Below are 16,129 nucleotides of genomic sequence, written 5' to 3' on the forward strand. Positions count from 1 at the left end.
TGAACGAGTGTTCAAGAAAAGTATTGAACACTCGTTCAATGTGCATTACTGTCCTCCGTATGACTTACGCCACACCGGCCGGAGGCGTCGCCACAAGCGCCCTGCCCAACACAGCAGCAACCTTGTTCATCAACGGCAAATGGGAGCCAGCGGCATCCGGCGCCGTCCGTGAAATCCGCAACCCCGCAGACGGCGAGCTGGTGGCCACCGTCTCGGAAGCGGGCCGGGAGGACGCCGAACGCGCCATCGCGGCGGCCCGCGCCGCCTTCGACTCCGGCGTCTGGTCCAGCGTCCCGGCACCCGAGCGGGGCGCCTTCCTCCTGAAGGTCGCCGCCGGGCTGCGGGAGCGACGGGAAAAGTTTGCCCGCGCAGAATCGCTGGACACCGGCAAGCGGATGGTGGAAAGCCGCATCGACATGGACGACATCGCCGCCTGCTTCGAGTACTTCGGCCGGCTCGCCGGGCAGCAGGCGGGCCGGGTGGTGGACGCCGGGGACGCCGACGTCGTTAGCAGGATCGTCTACGAACCCGTGGGCGTCTGCGGCCTCATCACGCCGTGGAACTATCCCCTGCTCCAGGCAGCGTGGAAGATCGCGCCTGCGCTGGCCGCCGGCTGCACCTTCGTCCTCAAGCCCTCCGAACTGACGCCCTCCACCAGCATCCTGGCCATGCAGCTGCTGCAGGACCTCGGCCTGCCGGACGGCGTGGCCAACCTCGTCACCGGGGCCGGCGCCCAGGCGGGCGCCCCGCTCTCGGAACACCCCGACGTCGACCTTGTTTCCTTCACCGGCGGCCTGGAAACCGGCAAGCGCATCGCCGCGGCCGCTGCTGCCACCGTCAAGAAGGTGGCACTGGAGCTCGGCGGCAAGAACCCCAACGTGGTGTTCGCCGACGCGGACTTCGACGTCGCCGTGGACAACGCCCTGAACGGCGCGTTCGTCCATTCCGGGCAGGTCTGCTCGGCCGGCGCCCGGCTGCTGGTGGAGGAATCCATCGCCGAACGCTTCGTGGACGAACTGGTCCGCCGCGCAGAGGGCATCCGGCTGGGCGGGCCTTTCGACGACGACGCCGAAACCGGCCCGCTCATCTCCGCAGCGCACCGCGACAAGGTCCACACCTACGTCCAGCGGGGAATCCAGGAGGGCGCGCGGCTCCGCACCGGCGGCGCGGCACCTTCAGGGGAGAAGTACGACGGCGGGTTCTACTACCAGCCGACCATCCTGGACCAGGTGCAGCGCGGCATGTCCGTGGTCACCGACGAAGCGTTCGGCCCCGTGGTGACCGTGGAAACCTTCCGCACCGAGGACGAAGCAGTGGCCACCGCCAACGACACGATCTATGGCCTGGCCGGCGCCGTCTGGACCCAGGATGCCGGCAAGGCGCAGCGCGTGGCCTCCCGGCTGCGGCACGGCACCATCTGGATCAACGACTACCACCCCTACCTCCCCCAGGCCGAGTGGGGCGGCTTCGGCCAGTCCGGCGTCGGCCGCGAGCTGGGCCCCACCGGCCTGGCCGAGTACCAGGAAGCCAAGCACATCTACCAGAACACCAGCCCGCAGGTCACCGGCTGGTTTGCTGACCACGGCAAGGAGAACTAGATGCACTACGACAACATCGAGGACGCCACGCAACGGGAATTCGACTACATCGTCATCGGCGGCGGGTCCGCGGGAGCGGCGGTGGCCGCACGGCTGAGCGAGGATCCGGACGTGACCGTGGCCCTCGTGGAGGCCGGCCCGGACGACCGCAATATCCCGGAGATCCTGCAGCTGGACCGCTGGATGGAACTGCTGGAATCCGGCTACGACTGGGACTACCCCATCGAACCGCAGGAAAACGGCAACTCCTTCATGCGCCACGCCCGCGCCAAGGTGATGGGCGGCTGCTCCAGCCACAACTCCTGCATCGCCTTTTGGGCACCGCGCGAGGACCTGGACGAATGGGAGTCCAAGTACGGCGCCACCGGCTGGAACGCCGCCAACGCCTGGCCGCTGTACAAGCGGCTGGAAACCAATGAAGATGCCGGCCCCGACGCAACGCACCACGGCGACTCCGGCCCCGTGCACCTGATGAACGTGCCCCCGGCGGATCCTGCCGGCGTCGCACTTCTGGACGCCTGCGAGCAGTCGGGCATCCCGCGGGCGAAGTTCAACACCGGCACAACCGTGGTCAACGGCGCCAACTTCTTCCAGATCAACCGCCGCGCGGACGGCACCCGCTCCTCCAGCTCTGTCTCCTACATCCACCCCATCATCGACCGGCCCAACTTCACCCTGCTGACCGGCCTGCGCGCCCGCCAGCTCGTGTTCGATGCGGACAAGCGCTGCACCGGCGTGGACGTGGTCGACGGAGCATTCGGCCGCACGCACCGGCTTACCGCACACCAGGAAGTCGTCGTGTCCACCGGCGCCATCGACTCCCCCAAGCTGCTCATGCTCTCCGGCATCGGCCCCGCAGCACACCTGGCCCAGCACGGCATCGAGGTGCTGGTGGACTCCCCCGGCGTGGGCGAGAACCTGCAGGACCACCCGGAAGGCGTGGTGCAGTTCGAGGCCAGGCAGCCTATGGTGCAGACCTCCACCCAGTGGTGGGAGATCGGCATCTTCACCCCCACCGAGGACGGCCTGGACCGCCCCGACCTGATGATGCACTACGGCTCCGTCCCGTTCGACATGAACACGCTGCGGCACGGCTACCCCACCACGGAGAACGGCTTCAGCCTCACCCCCAACGTCACCCACGCCCGCTCCCGCGGGACGGTCCGGCTGCGCAGCCGCGACTTCCGCGACAAGCCGATGGTGGATCCGCGCTACTTCACGGACCCGGAAGGCCATGATATGCGCGTCATGGTGGCCGGCATCCGCAAGGCCCGCGAGATCGCCGCCCAGCCCGCCATGGCGGAATGGACCGGCCGCGAGCTCTCGCCCGGCGTTGAGGCCCAGACCGACGAGGAACTGCAGGACTACATCCGCAAGACCCACAACACCGTCTACCACCCGGTGGGCACCGTCCGCCTGGGGCCAGCCGACGACGACATGTCGCCGCTGGATCCGGAGCTGCGGGTCAAGGGTGTCACCGGCCTCCGGGTGGCCGATGCGTCCGTCATGCCTGAACACGTCACCGTCAATCCCAACATCACCGTCATGATGATCGGCGAGCGCTGTGCCGACCTGATCAAGGCGGACTACGCCGGCGCCGACGCCCTGGAAAAGAAGGAGCTCACCACGTCCCTCGCCTGAGCGGCGGGTCAAAAGGGGCAGCGCTCCCAACAGCGCGGCCCCCGCAGAACGTTATTCCGCCGCACCCCAGGGCGGCCGTACCCATCGTGCTTTTCTGATCTAGGAGTCCATATTGGAACCCAGCAAGAGTATTGATTCAAGCGGCATGGACGAATTCGGCTACACCCAGACGCTGGATCGAAGCATCGGCAAGTTTGCCAGCTTCGCAGCGGGTGTCAGCTACATCTCCATCCTCACCGGTGTTTTCCAACTGTTCTACTTTGGCTTTTCCATGGCCGGCCCGGCGTACGCCTGGTCCTGGCCCATCGTGTTCGTCGGCCAGCTGATGGTGGCGCTGTGTTTTGCCGAACTGGCAGGCCGCTACCCGGTTGCGGGCTCGGTCTACAACTGGGCCAAGCGGCTGTCCTCCGGAACCTCGTCCTGGCTGGCCGGCTGGCTGCTGCTGCTGTCCTCCATCATGGCGCTGGGCTCGGTGGCCCTGGCCCTGCAGATCACCCTCCCGCAGCTCTGGGAGGGCTTCCAGTTCGTCGGCGACGGCACGGGCCCCTATGACTTCGCGATGAACGGGGTGGTCCTGGCCACCATCATGATCACCATCTCCACCCTCATCAACGCGTTCGGCGTGAAGCTGATGACCCGGATCAACAGCATCGGCGTCTTCGTGGAGCTCATCGCCGCCGTGCTGCTGATCCTCGCACTGGCCTGGCACGTGGTCCGCGGGCCGGAGGTCTTCTTCCAGACCAACGGCTTCGGCGAGGGCAAGGACCTGGGCTTCTTCGGCGTTTTCCTGATCGGCGCCATGGCCTCCGGCTACGTCATGTACGGCTTCGACACCGCCAGCTCCCTGGGCGAGGAAACCAAGGATCCCAAGAAGACCGCGCCCAAGGCCATCCTGCGCGCCGTCACGGCATCATTCCTGCTGGGCGGGGGGATCCTGCTGTTCGGCATCCTGGCCGCACCGGACCTCACAGACCCGCAGATCGGCTCACCCGACGGCGGCCTGCAGCACATCGTGCTCTCCGTCCTGGGCGGCCCGTTCGGCAAGGCCTTCCTGGCCTGCATCGTGGTGGCCGTGGTGGTCTGCACCCTGGCCGTCCACGCCGCCGCCATCCGGATGATGTTCGCCATGGCCCGTGACAACAACCTGCCCTTCAGCCGGCAGCTGGGCAAAGTGGACCCGGTCCGCCGGACCCCCACGGTAGCAGCGATCGTCATCGGCGTCCTGGCGGTCATCCCGCTGCTGGTCAACGTGATGCAGCCGGCCATCTTCACCATCCTGTCCAGCATCAGCATCGTGCTGATCTACCTGTCCTACCTCCTGGTCACGGTTCCCCTGCTCCGCAATCGGATCCTGAAGAAGTGGCCGCTGGTCGCGGACGGTTCCGAGCCCGGGTTCAGCATGGGCAAATGGGGGCTACCCGTGAACATCCTGGCCGTCCTGTGGGGCGCCGCCATGACGGTTAACCTGGTCTGGCCCCGCCCGGAGATCTACAACTCGGTGCCGCCGTTCGAGTGGTACCTGCAGTGGGGCGGCGTATTCTTCGTTGCCGCCGTGGTGATTGGCGGGACCCTCCTGTACCGCCTGAAGATCCGCCACCAGACCGGGGTGCTGGCCGAGCACGCTGCCGCAGTGGCCGCCCATCCGTCGTCCAATGACCCGCGGTACGACGCGCCGGAGGAAGCGGTGCCGGCCAACGCGTTCATGGCAACCGAAGGCTAGCAGCGCCTCAGCAGAAAGGTCGACGGCGGCACTCACCCGAGTGCCGCCGTCGACCCCTTTACTTCGGTCAGGTCAGGTTAGAGAGCCTTCAGCTATCTGGCACCGGCAAATTGTCCGGCCTCACGGAGATCCTTTGATGCCGAGAACTCCTCGGCCGCCGCGTTCTCCTGGTACTCCACGAGTTCCACATGATGTTCCACCAAAGCGTTCTTCACGTCCGATGGGGAAGCATAAAAGTACTCCCTACGATGGTTGACGAGGTTCACCCGCTGAGCCGCAAAGTGCTGGTGGAGCATAGTCTCGATGCCAACCGCGTCCTTGGAGAAGAACAGCGCGTGGACGTCAAAGAGGAATGGAACCGATGCATCACCCAGCTCACGCACGCGATCCATCGGGTTGAGGCGACGAGTCATTCCGATCTTGACCACCCCGTCACCAAAAGCTCCGAGGTTGGAAATGACGTACACGTACCCTGCACGGGTATTCAATGCATTGTCTTCAGCATCCGCGAGTTTTGCTTCTGCTTCGTCAAGCTGTTCCTGAACGCGCTGGACACCTTCAAGGTCTCCGGCCGCCTGAAGCTGAACGAGGACGTTGGCGTAGTGGTCGACTTCCTTTTGTTGCTTGGCCTTCAAAGCTTCCCACTCGCGCTGCGCCTTTGCAGCCTCGCGAGCTTCTGCTCGGGCTTCTGCCTCCAACTGTTTCTGGATGGCGACTGCTTCCAGGTGCCGGGCCGCCAGTTCAAGCTCCTTTTCTCGCAATGAGTGGAACGCGTTCGTAATTTGGAGACCGATCATGGTGCCGCGCTTGGCAATCTGCTCCCGAGCTTTTTCCAAGCGTGCCGCGGCGGTGTGAAGATTGCCCGCTTTTACTGTCTTCACACAGTTTTCCGCCTCTGCGTTATACGCCCGAAGCAAGAGCGCGGAAAGGTCACGAACAAATTTGGTTCCCTCTTTGGCCGAGCCGTTGAACGTAAAGCCGGAGACGGTAGTAACTGCCGTCTTTTCACGGAGCTTGTCCTTAATCCGTGAGCGGACAGTGGCCAGTTCATCGGCAAGCTTCACCGATGTCTCAGCGGGGTGCTCATAGTCGTAGAACCCGACGTTGTGCCGGTCGGCGACCTGGCGGACGTCCAGAACCTCGCCTCGGACTGAATCCAACTCTGCTTTTATCGCAGCCAACTCCTGCTCAGCTGAAGAAATACTTCTAGCCAGGTCGGCCTGGTGACGCTCCCCAGCCAAGGTATCCATGGCGCCGAGTCGCTGCAGGTCGGCCAACATCTGCACATTCGCCAGATAGACCTCATCTGAATATTGCTTCAGCCCTGCCGCAGGAAGGGGCGGCGCACCTAAACCCGTGCGGTAGGTGTTCTCGGCACTAACACCGAATCCCTCTGCAGGGGCTCCAAATGCTGTCCTGTATTGCTTGAGAACATCAAGCAATATCCAGATAACAGCGCCGGCGGGGATAAGACTAAATGGAAAAACGGAAGTTGGGAGGACCGCGGTAATTAGAAGAGCAATGCAGGCCCAGACAATGTGCTTGGTAAAGCGTCCCTGCACTCTCTTTGGTTTCTCCGGTTCCGGCGTAGGTCCGGACGATACATCAGACATGGTCCCCCCATTTGTTAAGTAATTGGTGCTCGAACCGTAGCAGCAGACGGCGACATAGATAGGACATCCAGGCCACTTCCAGCATTCGGCTCCAAGGAATGCAAAGCTCCTCACGACGCGTTGCACTCATTCGGGAAGCCTAGATATGAGCAGCCACCGAAAGGCTTGACCGGACGAGGGACTGAAGAGGGGGCGTTGTCGTGACGGGCGCCGCGGCCGCCCACGCGATGGTCCACCGCGGACCTGCGCGTGGTGAGGGCCCGCGTCACACAACGGAACGGCCATCCGCTCCGGACCGCCAACGCCCTACCCTTGACAGGTGACATTGACTAAACTCCGCACCGCGTCCGCGGGCTCCCTCGCCGCCGCAGGCCTCCTGCTGACCCTCGCCGCCTGTTCCACGCCGGCCTCCACCCAGCCAAGCTCCTCGGCCCCTGCCTCATCTGCAGCGGCTTCGTCGAGCGCCAGCGCCGCTTCAACCTCAGCCGGCCCCTGCGCCGGCGTAAAGGTCATCGTCGATTCGGGCGCCCTGAAGCAGTCCGCCGCCGACACCTCCGCCTGCGTGTCCGTGGACGGACCCACCCTGGCATCGGCCGTTCTGGGCAAAGCTGAAGTGAAGGTCGAGGGCACCGCCAAGTACCCCACGAGCTTCGCATGCCGCGTCAACGGAGTGCCCGCCGCGGACTTCGACATCAAGCACAAGGGTGGCACCACCCGTGAAGCGTGCGATGACAAAAACACTGTCTCGTATTGGGCGCTCTGGGTGAAGCCCGCCGCCGGCGAGTGGGCTTACGCGCAGGAAGGCCTGGACAGCCTGAAGCTCAACCCCGGCGAGAGCCTTGAACTGCTCTACACGGTGGACAACGAACCGGCAGCACCCGCGTCATGACCTTTCGGCCCGCGCCGTTGCGCGCAGCGGCGGTTCTCGCTGCTGTGTTCATCGCGGCACGGGTCGCCTACCGGGTCCTTTTCAACGGGACAGGTACCGGCAGCCCGGTCCTGCTGGACCTGCCGCCGCTGCGGCTTCCGGCTCCCTACGCCCATGTGGTGTTCCTGGGCCCGGTCACCGGTCCGGGGCTGTGGGCAGCGGTGTTGTCCGCATTGCCCATCGCCGCGACCATTCTCGCTTTCGGCCTGCTCAACGCCTGGGTGGATGTGTCCCGGGGCTTTGTCCGCCTGGCCCGCGGGGGCCCCCTGCAGGGCGTGGCGCGGATGCTGGTGGTGGCGTGGGCGGCGCTCCCGGCGCTGGCCGACGCGGTAGCCTCGGTTCGGTTGGCCTTCCGGTTGCGGGGCGAACGCTTCGGCCCCCGCGCCCTGGTGCCCATCCTGGAGCGCACCCTCGAACATGCCGGCCGGGTTGCGGCGGCCCTGGAGCTGCGCGGCTTCGGCAGCCGGGCAACACACTCAGGAAATCACGACGACGGCGCGCCGCTTCTGGTGCGCGGTGCACAGTTCCGCATCGCTGACACACGCATCAGGGTTGATTCGTTCGCGCCGCCCGCCGGGTCCGTCACGGTGATCACCGGGCCCACCGGTTCCGGTAAGTCCACCATCCTGCGCGGCCTCGCGGGCCTCCTTTCGCACGTGGACGGCGGCGGGCTGTCCGGCACCGTACGGATTGCCGGGACGGACCGTGCCTCCGCTCCCCCGCGCGACACCGCGGGTTTAGTGGGCGTCGTCCTCCAAAACCCGCGCGCAGCCTTCGCCACCAGCCGGGTCCGGGATGACATCGCCCTGGCGCTCGAGCTCCGGGGCGTGCCGTCGGCCGCCGCGAAGGCCCGGGTCCTGGCGGTGGCGGAACGGATCGGCGTCGCCGCGCTGTTGGACCGGGCCGTCAGCACCCTCTCGGCAGGTGAGGCAACGCTCGTGGCCATCGCGGCCGCCGTCGTGGACCAGCCCAGGCTGCTGCTGGTGGACGAGCCGCTGGCCGACCTCGACGCCACGGCACGCAGCCGCGTCATCGCCGTGCTCAGCATCCTGGCCCGCGAAGACGGCGTATGCGTCATCGTGGCCGAGCACCGGGCCGGAGCGCTGGTGCTGGTGGCGGATTCCTGGTGGACCATCGAGGACGGCGCCCTGGTGCCGGGCACCGCGCCCGCCCCCTCCGCTCCTGCCCATGCCCGGCCAGTTGTCTTGCCCGCCCACAGCCATGACACCGTGCTGACGGCAACCCACCTCGAGGTGCACCGGAAGGGGACGCCGCTGGTCCGCGACGCTTCTGTGGCCCTGCACCGCGGCGAGATCGTGGCGCTGGTGGGGCCGAACGGGGCCGGGAAGTCTTCCCTCCTGGTGGCGCTGGCCTTCCCTGAAGCCAAAGGCACGGTGACAATGTCCGACGGCGGCCGGGTCGCCCTGGTGCCGGACGCCTCCGATGACCTTTTCACCCGGGATACCGTGGCGGGCGAGCTGCGGGCGGCGGAACGGCGGCTGGCGCGCAAGAAACACGGCGCGGCGGTTGCTGCCGGTGCCGCGGCGGCCCGCGTTGCCCGGCTTCGGGGAGACGTTCATATTCCGGTCGGGAACGGGCATCCGCGGGACCTCTCCGCCGGCGAGCGCAGGATCCTGGCCATCGCCCTGCAGACCATGGACAGCCCCGGGGTGCTGCTGATTGACGAGCCCACCCGCGGACTCGATCCGGCCGCACGCGGAGCGGTGGCGAATGCCCTGCGCACGGCGGCAGAGGATGGCGCGGCGGTCATGATCGCCACGCACGACCTCGACTTCGCGCACGGTCTGGGTGCCCGCATCCTGCCGATGCGTGACGGAGTGGCGCCATCCCTGGAACCTGTCGCTGCCCCGGAACCGTATGTCCCGGCACCCTCTCCCGCTTTTGCCGGAGCCCAGGCTGGGGCGTCCGCCGCTGAACAGGAAGATGTACCGGGCGCCAGGAGGCCACACCGGGTCCGGATGCCGAGGGGCGCTGAACTCGCGGTCCTCGCCGTCGCCAACCTGCTCGCCCTCGCCGCGTTCTGCTGGCCGCTGCTTGCCGCGGCCCTCCCCCAGGACGCTGCCGCCGCAACCCCCTACGCGGCGCTGGCCATTGCACCCGTGGCCGCGGTCGCCGTCGTGCTTTCCCTGGACGGGTCGGTGCGTTCGGCACACACGGTGGCACTGCTGGGCGTGCTGGCTGCAGTCGGTTCAGCGGTGCGGGTGGCGAGCACCGGCGTCGGCGGCGTGGAAGCGGTGTTTATCCTGCTGATCCTGGCTGGCCGGGCGTTCGGTCCCCGGTTCGGGCTGCTGCTCGGGGCCGCCACGATTGCCGTCTCCAGTGCGCTGTGGGGCGGGATCGGGCCGTGGACGCCGTTCCAGATTTTTGCCTGCGCGTGGGTGGGCGCGGGGGCCGGGCTGCTCCCCCGCCGGGTGCGGGGCAGGGCAGAGCTGTGGATGCTGGCGGCCTACGGCGTGGTGGCGTCCTATGTGTTCGGGCTGCTGCTCAACCTGTGGTTCTGGCCCTTCGCCGTGGGCAGCGGCACCGGGATTTCCTATGTTCCGGGCGCACCGCTGGGCACCAACCTCAGCAGCTTCCTGCTCTACTCACTGGTGACGTCGACGGCGGGCTGGGACACCCTGCGGGCCGTCACCACGGTGATCGGCATCGCGGTGGTGGGCCGCGCCGTGCTGGCCGCGCTGCGGCGGGTGAAGCCGGTTTCCGGTGCGGGCGGGGCTTCCGGGGCAGACGGCCAGGCCGCCAGTGTGCCGTCACCGCTGGTGCGGGACCGGCGCCAGCTCACACCGTGACGCAGACAGGTTGCCTCCAGCCAACGAATTTGTGACACTGTTGTCCTCTGTTCCCCAGTGTTAGGCAATGTTTTGACGGGCATTTCAGGTTTCGCGACGCAATCCGCGCGCTGACACTTTCCTGATGCCCCAAGGGCCGGCAAGTTCAGCGCTTCACCCGCTGAAACCACCGGGAGCCCGATGCCGATCCACGGCTTTCTTTCCCCTGCACTGATTTCCTGCCCCGCAGCATACGCCTGCCTATGCCCCAGGCCGCCGTGGCCGCCCACCGCCACGCCCCGTCCGCCTTAGGACCCGCGCTCTACGGACCTGACCTCGGCGAACCGCGGCCCAGCCGCCCAACACCCTGTTTTGGGAGCACCATGCCTGCAATAAAAAATCCATCCATCGTCCTCACGGACGTGCATTTCCGGTGGCCGGACGGCTCGCCGGCTTTGTCCGGGATATCCGGGAGCTTCGGGCCCGGGAAAACCGGGCTCGTCGGAACGAATGGCTCCGGGAAGTCAACGCTGCTGCGACTCGTGGCGGGGACCCTCACACCGACGGCCGGCAGTATCACCACGGGAGCCGACGTCGGCTACCTTCCGCAGACCCTGACGCTGCACGACGATGCCACCCTGATGGAGCTGCTCGGGATCAGGGACAAAGTCCGTGCTCTGCGGGCTATCGAATCCGGTGACGCAGCGGTAGAGCATTTCGATGTGCTGGGCGACGACTGGGACATCGAGGCCCGTGCGGACGAGGCGCTGGAGGGGATCGGCCTGACCGGCGTCGGGCTGGACCGGCGCGTGGGCGAACTGTCCGGCGGGGAAGCCATGCTGGCCGCCATCTCCGGGCTCCGGATCCGGCGCACCCCCATCACCTTGCTGGATGAACCGACGAACAACCTGGACCGCCGGGCACGCTCGGCGCTCGGAGGGATGCTGGCTGACTGGCCGGGCAGCCTGGTGGTGGTCAGCCACGATCTGGCACTGCTGGAACTCATGGACAGCACGGCCGAACTGTATGAGGGAGGGCTCACGGTGTTCGGCGGCCCCTACAGCGAGTGGCAGGCGTACATGGACAGCCAGCAAGCCGCAGCCGCGCAGGCAACCCGTGCCGCTGAGCAACTGGTGAAGAAGGAAAAGCGGCAAAAGCAGGAGGCCGAATCGAAGCTCGCCCAACGGGCCAGGACGGGCCAGGCCAGCTACGACAATAAGAAGGGATCCAAGATCCTGATGAACCAGCGGGCCTCTGATGCCCAGGTCTCAGCCGGACGAATGCGTTCCGGCATGGACGCCAAAGTGCAGGCCGCGCAAGCGGCCCTGGACGCCGCCGCAGCGAGGGTGCGGGACCAGGAGCGGATATCCCTGAACCTTCCCGACCCGGACGTTCCGCGCGGCCGGCGGATCGCGGAACTGCGGGGCACCAACCGCTCCTTTGTGGTGCAGGGCCCGGAGAAGGTGGCCATCATCGGACCCAACGGTGCTGGCAAGACCACACTGCTGGAACGCTTGATGGGCGGTGTCCCGTGCATCGAGGGCGAAGCCGGTGGAAGCCTGCTGACGGACCGCGCCGGCTACCTGCGTCAACGGCTCGACGGGCTGCGGGAAGAGGCAACAACCCTCGAAAACGTACAGGACGCCGCGCCGGACGTGCCTGCGGGTGATATCCGCAACCAGCTGGCTCGGTTCCTCCTCCGTGGCGACAGCGTGAACCGGCCGGTGCACACGCTCTCGGGCGGTGAGCGGTTCAGGGTTTCCCTGGCCCGGCTGCTTTTCGCCGACCCGCCGCCTCAAGTCCTGATCCTGGATGAGCCAACCAACAACCTGGACATCCGGAGCGTTGACCAGCTGGTGGAGTCGCTCGGGGCCTACGGCGGCGCCGTCATCGTGGTCAGCCACGATGACGCCTTCCTGGACCGGTTGGACCTGGACTTCATCCTCGGCATGGGACGCGATGGGTCGCTGACCGAACTGGCCTCGCTGCCTGGCGCGGAATGATAGGAGGCCGGGGCCGGCAGCGCGGTCCCCAGGGCCACAGCCGAACTCACACCTTGAAGTACTTGGCCTCCGGGTGGTGGAACACGAACGCGTCGGTGGACTGCTCGGGGTGCAGCATCAGCTCGTCGCTCAGGATGACGCCCATGCGCTCGGGCTTCAACAGCTCGGTGACCTTGCGGCGGTCCTCCATGTCAGGGCAGGCGGGGTAGCCCAGCGAGAACCGGGCACCGCGGTAGTCCAGCTTGAAGTACCCTGCTGTGTCCTTGGGCTCCTCGGACGCGAAGCCGAGCTCCTTGCGGATGCGGGCATGCCAGAACTCGGCCAGCGCCTCGGTGAGCTGCATGACCAGGCCGTTGAGCTCGTAGTAGTCGCGGTACTGGTTGGCCGCGAACATCTTGGACGTGAACTCCTCGATCCTGGAGCCAGCGGTGACCAGCTGCACGGGCAGCACGTCGATCTGCCCGGATTCGCGGGACTTCACGAAGTCGGCCAGGCAGAGGTGCCGGTCGCGGCGCTGCCGTGGGAAGTCGAAGCGCAGGCGGTCGGTGCCGATCGGACCGCCTGAACCACCGTCCGGGGCGAGCAGACCGGCCTGGCCCAGGACGCCGTCGGGATCCTCGCCGTGGTGAAGCACCACTACCTGCTCCCCTTCGGAAACCACGGGGAAGTAGCCATAGGCCACGGACGCGTCCAGCATGCCCTCGCCCAGGATGCGGTCCAGCCAGTAGCGCAGGCGCGGCCTGCCCTCGCGTTCCACCAGTTCCTCGTAGGAGGCCCCATCCTCGCCGCGGCCGGGCTTGAGGCCCCACTGGCCCATGAAGGTGGCGCGCTCGTCGAGGAACGCGGAGTAGTCGTGCAGCGAGACGCCGCGGACAATGCGGGTGCCCCAGAACGGCGGCACGGGGACGGGGTTGTCGGTGGCGACGTCGGAACGGCCGGGCATGGCCTCGGGCTCGGTGATCGTGAACTTGGCACCGCCCTTGTGGATGCGCTTCTTCAAAGGCGGCAGGCCGACGTCGTCCGGGGACTCACCGCGGGCAACGCGCACCAGGGGTTCCATGAGGGACAGGCCTTCGAAGGCGTCCTTGGCGTAGCGGACCACGCCGTCGAACTGCTCGGCGAGGTCCTGTTCCACGTAGGCGCGGGTGAGGGCTGCGCCGCCCAGGATCACGGGCCACTTCTTGGCGAGGCCGCGCGACTGGAGCTCCGCGAGGTTTTCCTTCATCACCACGGTGGATTTCACCAGCAGCCCGGACATGCCAATGACGTCGGCGTTGTGCTGCTCCGCCGCGGCGATGATCTCGGCGATGCCCTGCTTGATGCCAATGTTGATGACCTTGTAGCCGTTGTTGGTGAGGATGATGTCCACCAGGTTCTTGCCGATGTCGTGCACGTCGCCGCGGACGGTGGCGATCACCATGGTGCCCTTGCCGGAGGAGTCCGACTTCTCCATGTGCGGCTCGAGCAGGGCGACGGCGTTCTTCATCACCTCGGCGGACTGCAGCACGAACGGCAGCTGCATTTCGCCGGCGCCGAAGCGTTCGCCAACCACCTTCATGCCTTCGAGCAGGTGGTCGTTGATGATGCCCAGTGGGGTCATGCCCTCGCTGCGGGCCAGGTCCAGGTCTGCTTCGAGGCCCTTGCCTTCGCCGTCGATGATGCGCCGCTCCAGGCGAGCGCCCGTGGGCAGCGCGGCGAGTTCGGCGGCGCGCTGGTCCTTGAGGGCTGCGGTGTCGACGCCGGCGAACATGTCGAGCATGCTGGCGAGGGGATCGTAGGTGGTGTTGCCGTCGGCGTCGTATTCGCGGCGGTCCCAGACCAGGTCCAGGGCCACCTTGCGCTGCTCCTCCGGGAGGGAGGCGAGCGGCACGATCTTGGCGGCGTCGATGATGCCGCTGGTCAGGCCTGCCTGGACGGCTTCGTGCAGGAACACGGAGTTCAGGACGATGCGGGCGGCGGGGTTCAGGCCGAAGGAGACGTTGGAGACGCCGAGGGTGGTGTTGATGCCGGGGTATTTGGCGGTGATCTGGCGGATGGCCTCGATGGTTTCGATCCCGTCGCGGCGGGTTTCCTCCTGGCCGGTAGCGACGGGGAAGGTGAGGCAGTCGACGATGATGTCCTCGACGCGCATGCCCCATTCACCCACGAGGGAATCGATCAGGCGGGAGGCGATGGCCACCTTGCCCTCGGTAGTGCGGGCCTGGCCCTCTTCGTTGATGGTTAGGGCAATGACGGCGGTGCCGTGCTCCTTGACCAGCGGCATGATGCGGGCGAAGCGGCTGTTGGGGCCGTCGCCGTCCTCGTAGTTGACGGAGTTGACCACGGGGCGGCCGCCGATGAGTTCCAGTCCGGCCTTCAGGACGGGTGGTTCGGTGGAGTCGATGACCAGCGGGAGGGTGGAGGCCGAGGCGAACCGGGAGACGATCTCCTTAACGTCCGCCACGCCGTCGCGGCCCACGTAGTCGACGCAGACGTCCAGCAGGTGCGCGCCCACGCGGATCTGTTCGCGGGCGATGTCCACGCAGTCGTCCCATCGTTCCTCGAGCATGGCCTGGCGGAAGGCCTTGGAGCCGTTGGCGTTGGTGCGCTCACCGATGGCCAGGTAGGCGGATTCCTGGTCGAAGTTCACGTGCTGGTAGAGGGACGCGACGCCGGCCTCGCGTTCTTCGGGGATTCTCGCCGGCGCGTTGTCTGCTTTGGTCTCCACGGCTTTGTTGCGGAAGGGGGCAAGACGTTCGACGACGGCGGCCATGTGTTCCGGCGTCGTACCGCAGCAGCCGCCCACCAGGCCCAGGCCGAATTCGCGCACGAACTGTTCGTGCGCGGTGGCGAGTTCGGTGGGGGTGAGCGGGTAGTGCGCGCCGTTGGCGCCGAGGATGGGCAGGCCGGCGTTGGGCATGCAGGCGATGGCCACGGAGGACTGCTTGGCGAGGTGGCGGAGGTGCTCGCTCATCTCGTCGGGGCCGGTGGCGCAGTTCAGGCCGATGGCGTCGACGCCGAGCGGTTCCAGGGCGGTGAGCGCGGCGCCGATTTCGGAGCCCATGAGCATGGTGCCGGTGGTTTCGACTGTCACCTCGACGAAGACGGGGAGGCGGATGCCCTTGGAGACGATGGCCTGCTTGCAGCCGTTGACGGCGGCTTTGGTCTGCAGGAGGTCCTGGCTGGTTTCGATGAGGAACGCGTCAGCGCCGCCGTCGATGAGGCCCTCGGCCTGCAGGGCGAAGGTCTGCTTGAGGTAGTCGTAGCTGGTGTGGCCCAGGCTGGGGAGCTTGGTGCCGGGGCCCATGGAACCGAGGACCCAGCGCATGCGGCCGTCTGTTTCTTCTGCCGCCTCTGCGCGTTCGCGGGCGATCTGCGCGCCTTTTCTTGCCAGTTCCTCGATGCGGTCGTCGATGCCGTAGTCCGAGAGGTTGGACCAGTTGGCGCCGAAGGTGTTGGTTTCCACGGCGTCGATGCCGGTGGCGAAGTAGGCGTCGTGGATGTCCGCGACGACGTCCGGGCGCGTGTCGTTGAGGATCTCGTTGCAGCCCTCAAGGTTCTGGAAGTCCGTGTCCAGCTGCAGGTCACGGCCCTGCAGCATGGTGCCCATCGCGCCGTCGGCAATGACCACCCGGTGGTTCACGGCGTCCAGCAGCTCCTGGGACCGGGCGGGACGGGGGACGGACTCGATGTCCAGTGCGAAACGAGGCATTTAAACAGGTTACGGGCGACACGCCGAAACATTGCTTCGTGTGTCAGTGTGCTACGACGGGGGCTCCTCAACACAGATCGGTGCCATTAGAAACGTCCCGCACTTACGCCACCTATGGATAAAGGCCCACCTGCAACTCCGCTGGA

Annotated in this window: 8 protein-coding genes; 6 read left to right on the top strand and 2 right to left on the bottom strand. The window is 66.7% G+C overall.

Annotation, left to right across the window (positions count from 1 at the left end):
* The first annotated feature begins 59 nt into the window (after window positions 1–59).
* From HNO81_RS04360 to HNO81_RS04370, 3 genes are all read left to right on the top strand, one after another.
* The gene (locus HNO81_RS04360) at window positions 60–1,598 is read left to right on the top strand and encodes an aldehyde dehydrogenase family protein (RefSeq protein ID WP_175316907.1); all 1,539 of its coding nucleotides are present in this window, start codon (window positions 60–62) and stop codon (window positions 1,596–1,598) included.
* Window positions 1,599–3,239 (top strand): GMC family oxidoreductase, encoded by a 1,641-nt coding sequence (locus HNO81_RS04365; protein WP_175316908.1) that lies wholly within the window; start codon window positions 1,599–1,601, stop codon window positions 3,237–3,239.
* Window positions 3,240–3,384: 145 nt separating this feature from the next.
* Window positions 3,385–4,959 carry an APC family permease gene (locus HNO81_RS04370; RefSeq protein ID WP_217509094.1) on the top strand — a complete coding sequence of 525 codons (1,575 nt, stop codon included), beginning with the start codon at window positions 3,385–3,387 and terminating at the stop codon, window positions 4,957–4,959.
* Between the two features lie 92 nt (window positions 4,960–5,051).
* Here HNO81_RS04370 and HNO81_RS04375 read toward each other — a convergent pair whose 3' ends face one another.
* Entirely contained in the window at window positions 5,052–6,572 is a 1,521-nt protein-coding gene (locus HNO81_RS04375) for a DUF4041 domain-containing protein (RefSeq protein WP_175316909.1), read from the bottom strand.
* A 319-nt stretch (window positions 6,573–6,891) separates the two neighbouring features.
* On the opposite strand from HNO81_RS04375, the gene HNO81_RS04380 reads away from it, so the two are divergent.
* The 3 genes from HNO81_RS04380 (at window position 6,892) to HNO81_RS04390 (ending at window position 12,292) form a co-directional block, all read left to right on the top strand.
* Entirely contained in the window at window positions 6,892–7,461 is a 570-nt protein-coding gene (locus HNO81_RS04380) for a hypothetical protein (RefSeq protein ID WP_175316910.1), read from the top strand.
* A complete protein-coding gene (locus tag HNO81_RS04385; protein ID WP_175316911.1) occupies window positions 7,458–10,310 on the top strand; it encodes an ATP-binding cassette domain-containing protein in 2,853 nt (950 codons plus the stop codon). Before HNO81_RS04380 ends, HNO81_RS04385 begins: the two co-directional genes overlap by 4 nt.
* A gap of 362 nt (window positions 10,311–10,672) precedes the next feature.
* Window positions 10,673–12,292 carry an ABC-F family ATP-binding cassette domain-containing protein gene (locus HNO81_RS04390; protein WP_175316912.1) on the top strand — a complete coding sequence of 540 codons (1,620 nt, stop codon included), beginning with the start codon at window positions 10,673–10,675 and terminating at the stop codon, window positions 12,290–12,292.
* Window positions 12,293–12,338: 46 nt separating this feature from the next.
* Here HNO81_RS04390 and metH read toward each other — a convergent pair whose 3' ends face one another.
* A complete protein-coding gene (gene metH, locus HNO81_RS04395; protein WP_175316913.1) occupies window positions 12,339–15,983 on the bottom strand; it encodes a methionine synthase in 3,645 nt (1,214 codons plus the stop codon).
* Window positions 15,984–16,129: the final 146 nt, after the last annotated feature.

This window comes from Pseudarthrobacter sp. C4D7, assembly GCF_013359725.1.
GTDB lineage: Bacteria > Actinomycetota > Actinomycetes > Actinomycetales > Micrococcaceae > Arthrobacter.

Coding starts and splice junctions, on each gene's coding strand:
- HNO81_RS04360 (WP_175316907.1), top strand. CDS start 60: ATGACTTACGCCACACCGGCCGGAGGCGTCGCCACAAGCGCCCTGCCC.
- HNO81_RS04365 (WP_175316908.1), top strand. CDS start 1,599: ATGCACTACGACAACATCGAGGACGCCACGCAACGGGAATTCGACTAC.
- HNO81_RS04370 (WP_217509094.1), top strand. CDS start 3,385: ATGGACGAATTCGGCTACACCCAGACGCTGGATCGAAGCATCGGCAAG.
- HNO81_RS04375 (WP_175316909.1), bottom strand. CDS start 6,572: ATGTCTGATGTATCGTCCGGACCTACGCCGGAACCGGAGAAACCAAAG.
- HNO81_RS04385 (WP_175316911.1), top strand. CDS start 7,458: ATGACCTTTCGGCCCGCGCCGTTGCGCGCAGCGGCGGTTCTCGCTGCT.
- HNO81_RS04390 (WP_175316912.1), top strand. CDS start 10,673: ATGCCTGCAATAAAAAATCCATCCATCGTCCTCACGGACGTGCATTTC.
- metH (WP_175316913.1), bottom strand. CDS start 15,983: ATGCCTCGTTTCGCACTGGACATCGAGTCCGTCCCCCGTCCCGCCCGG.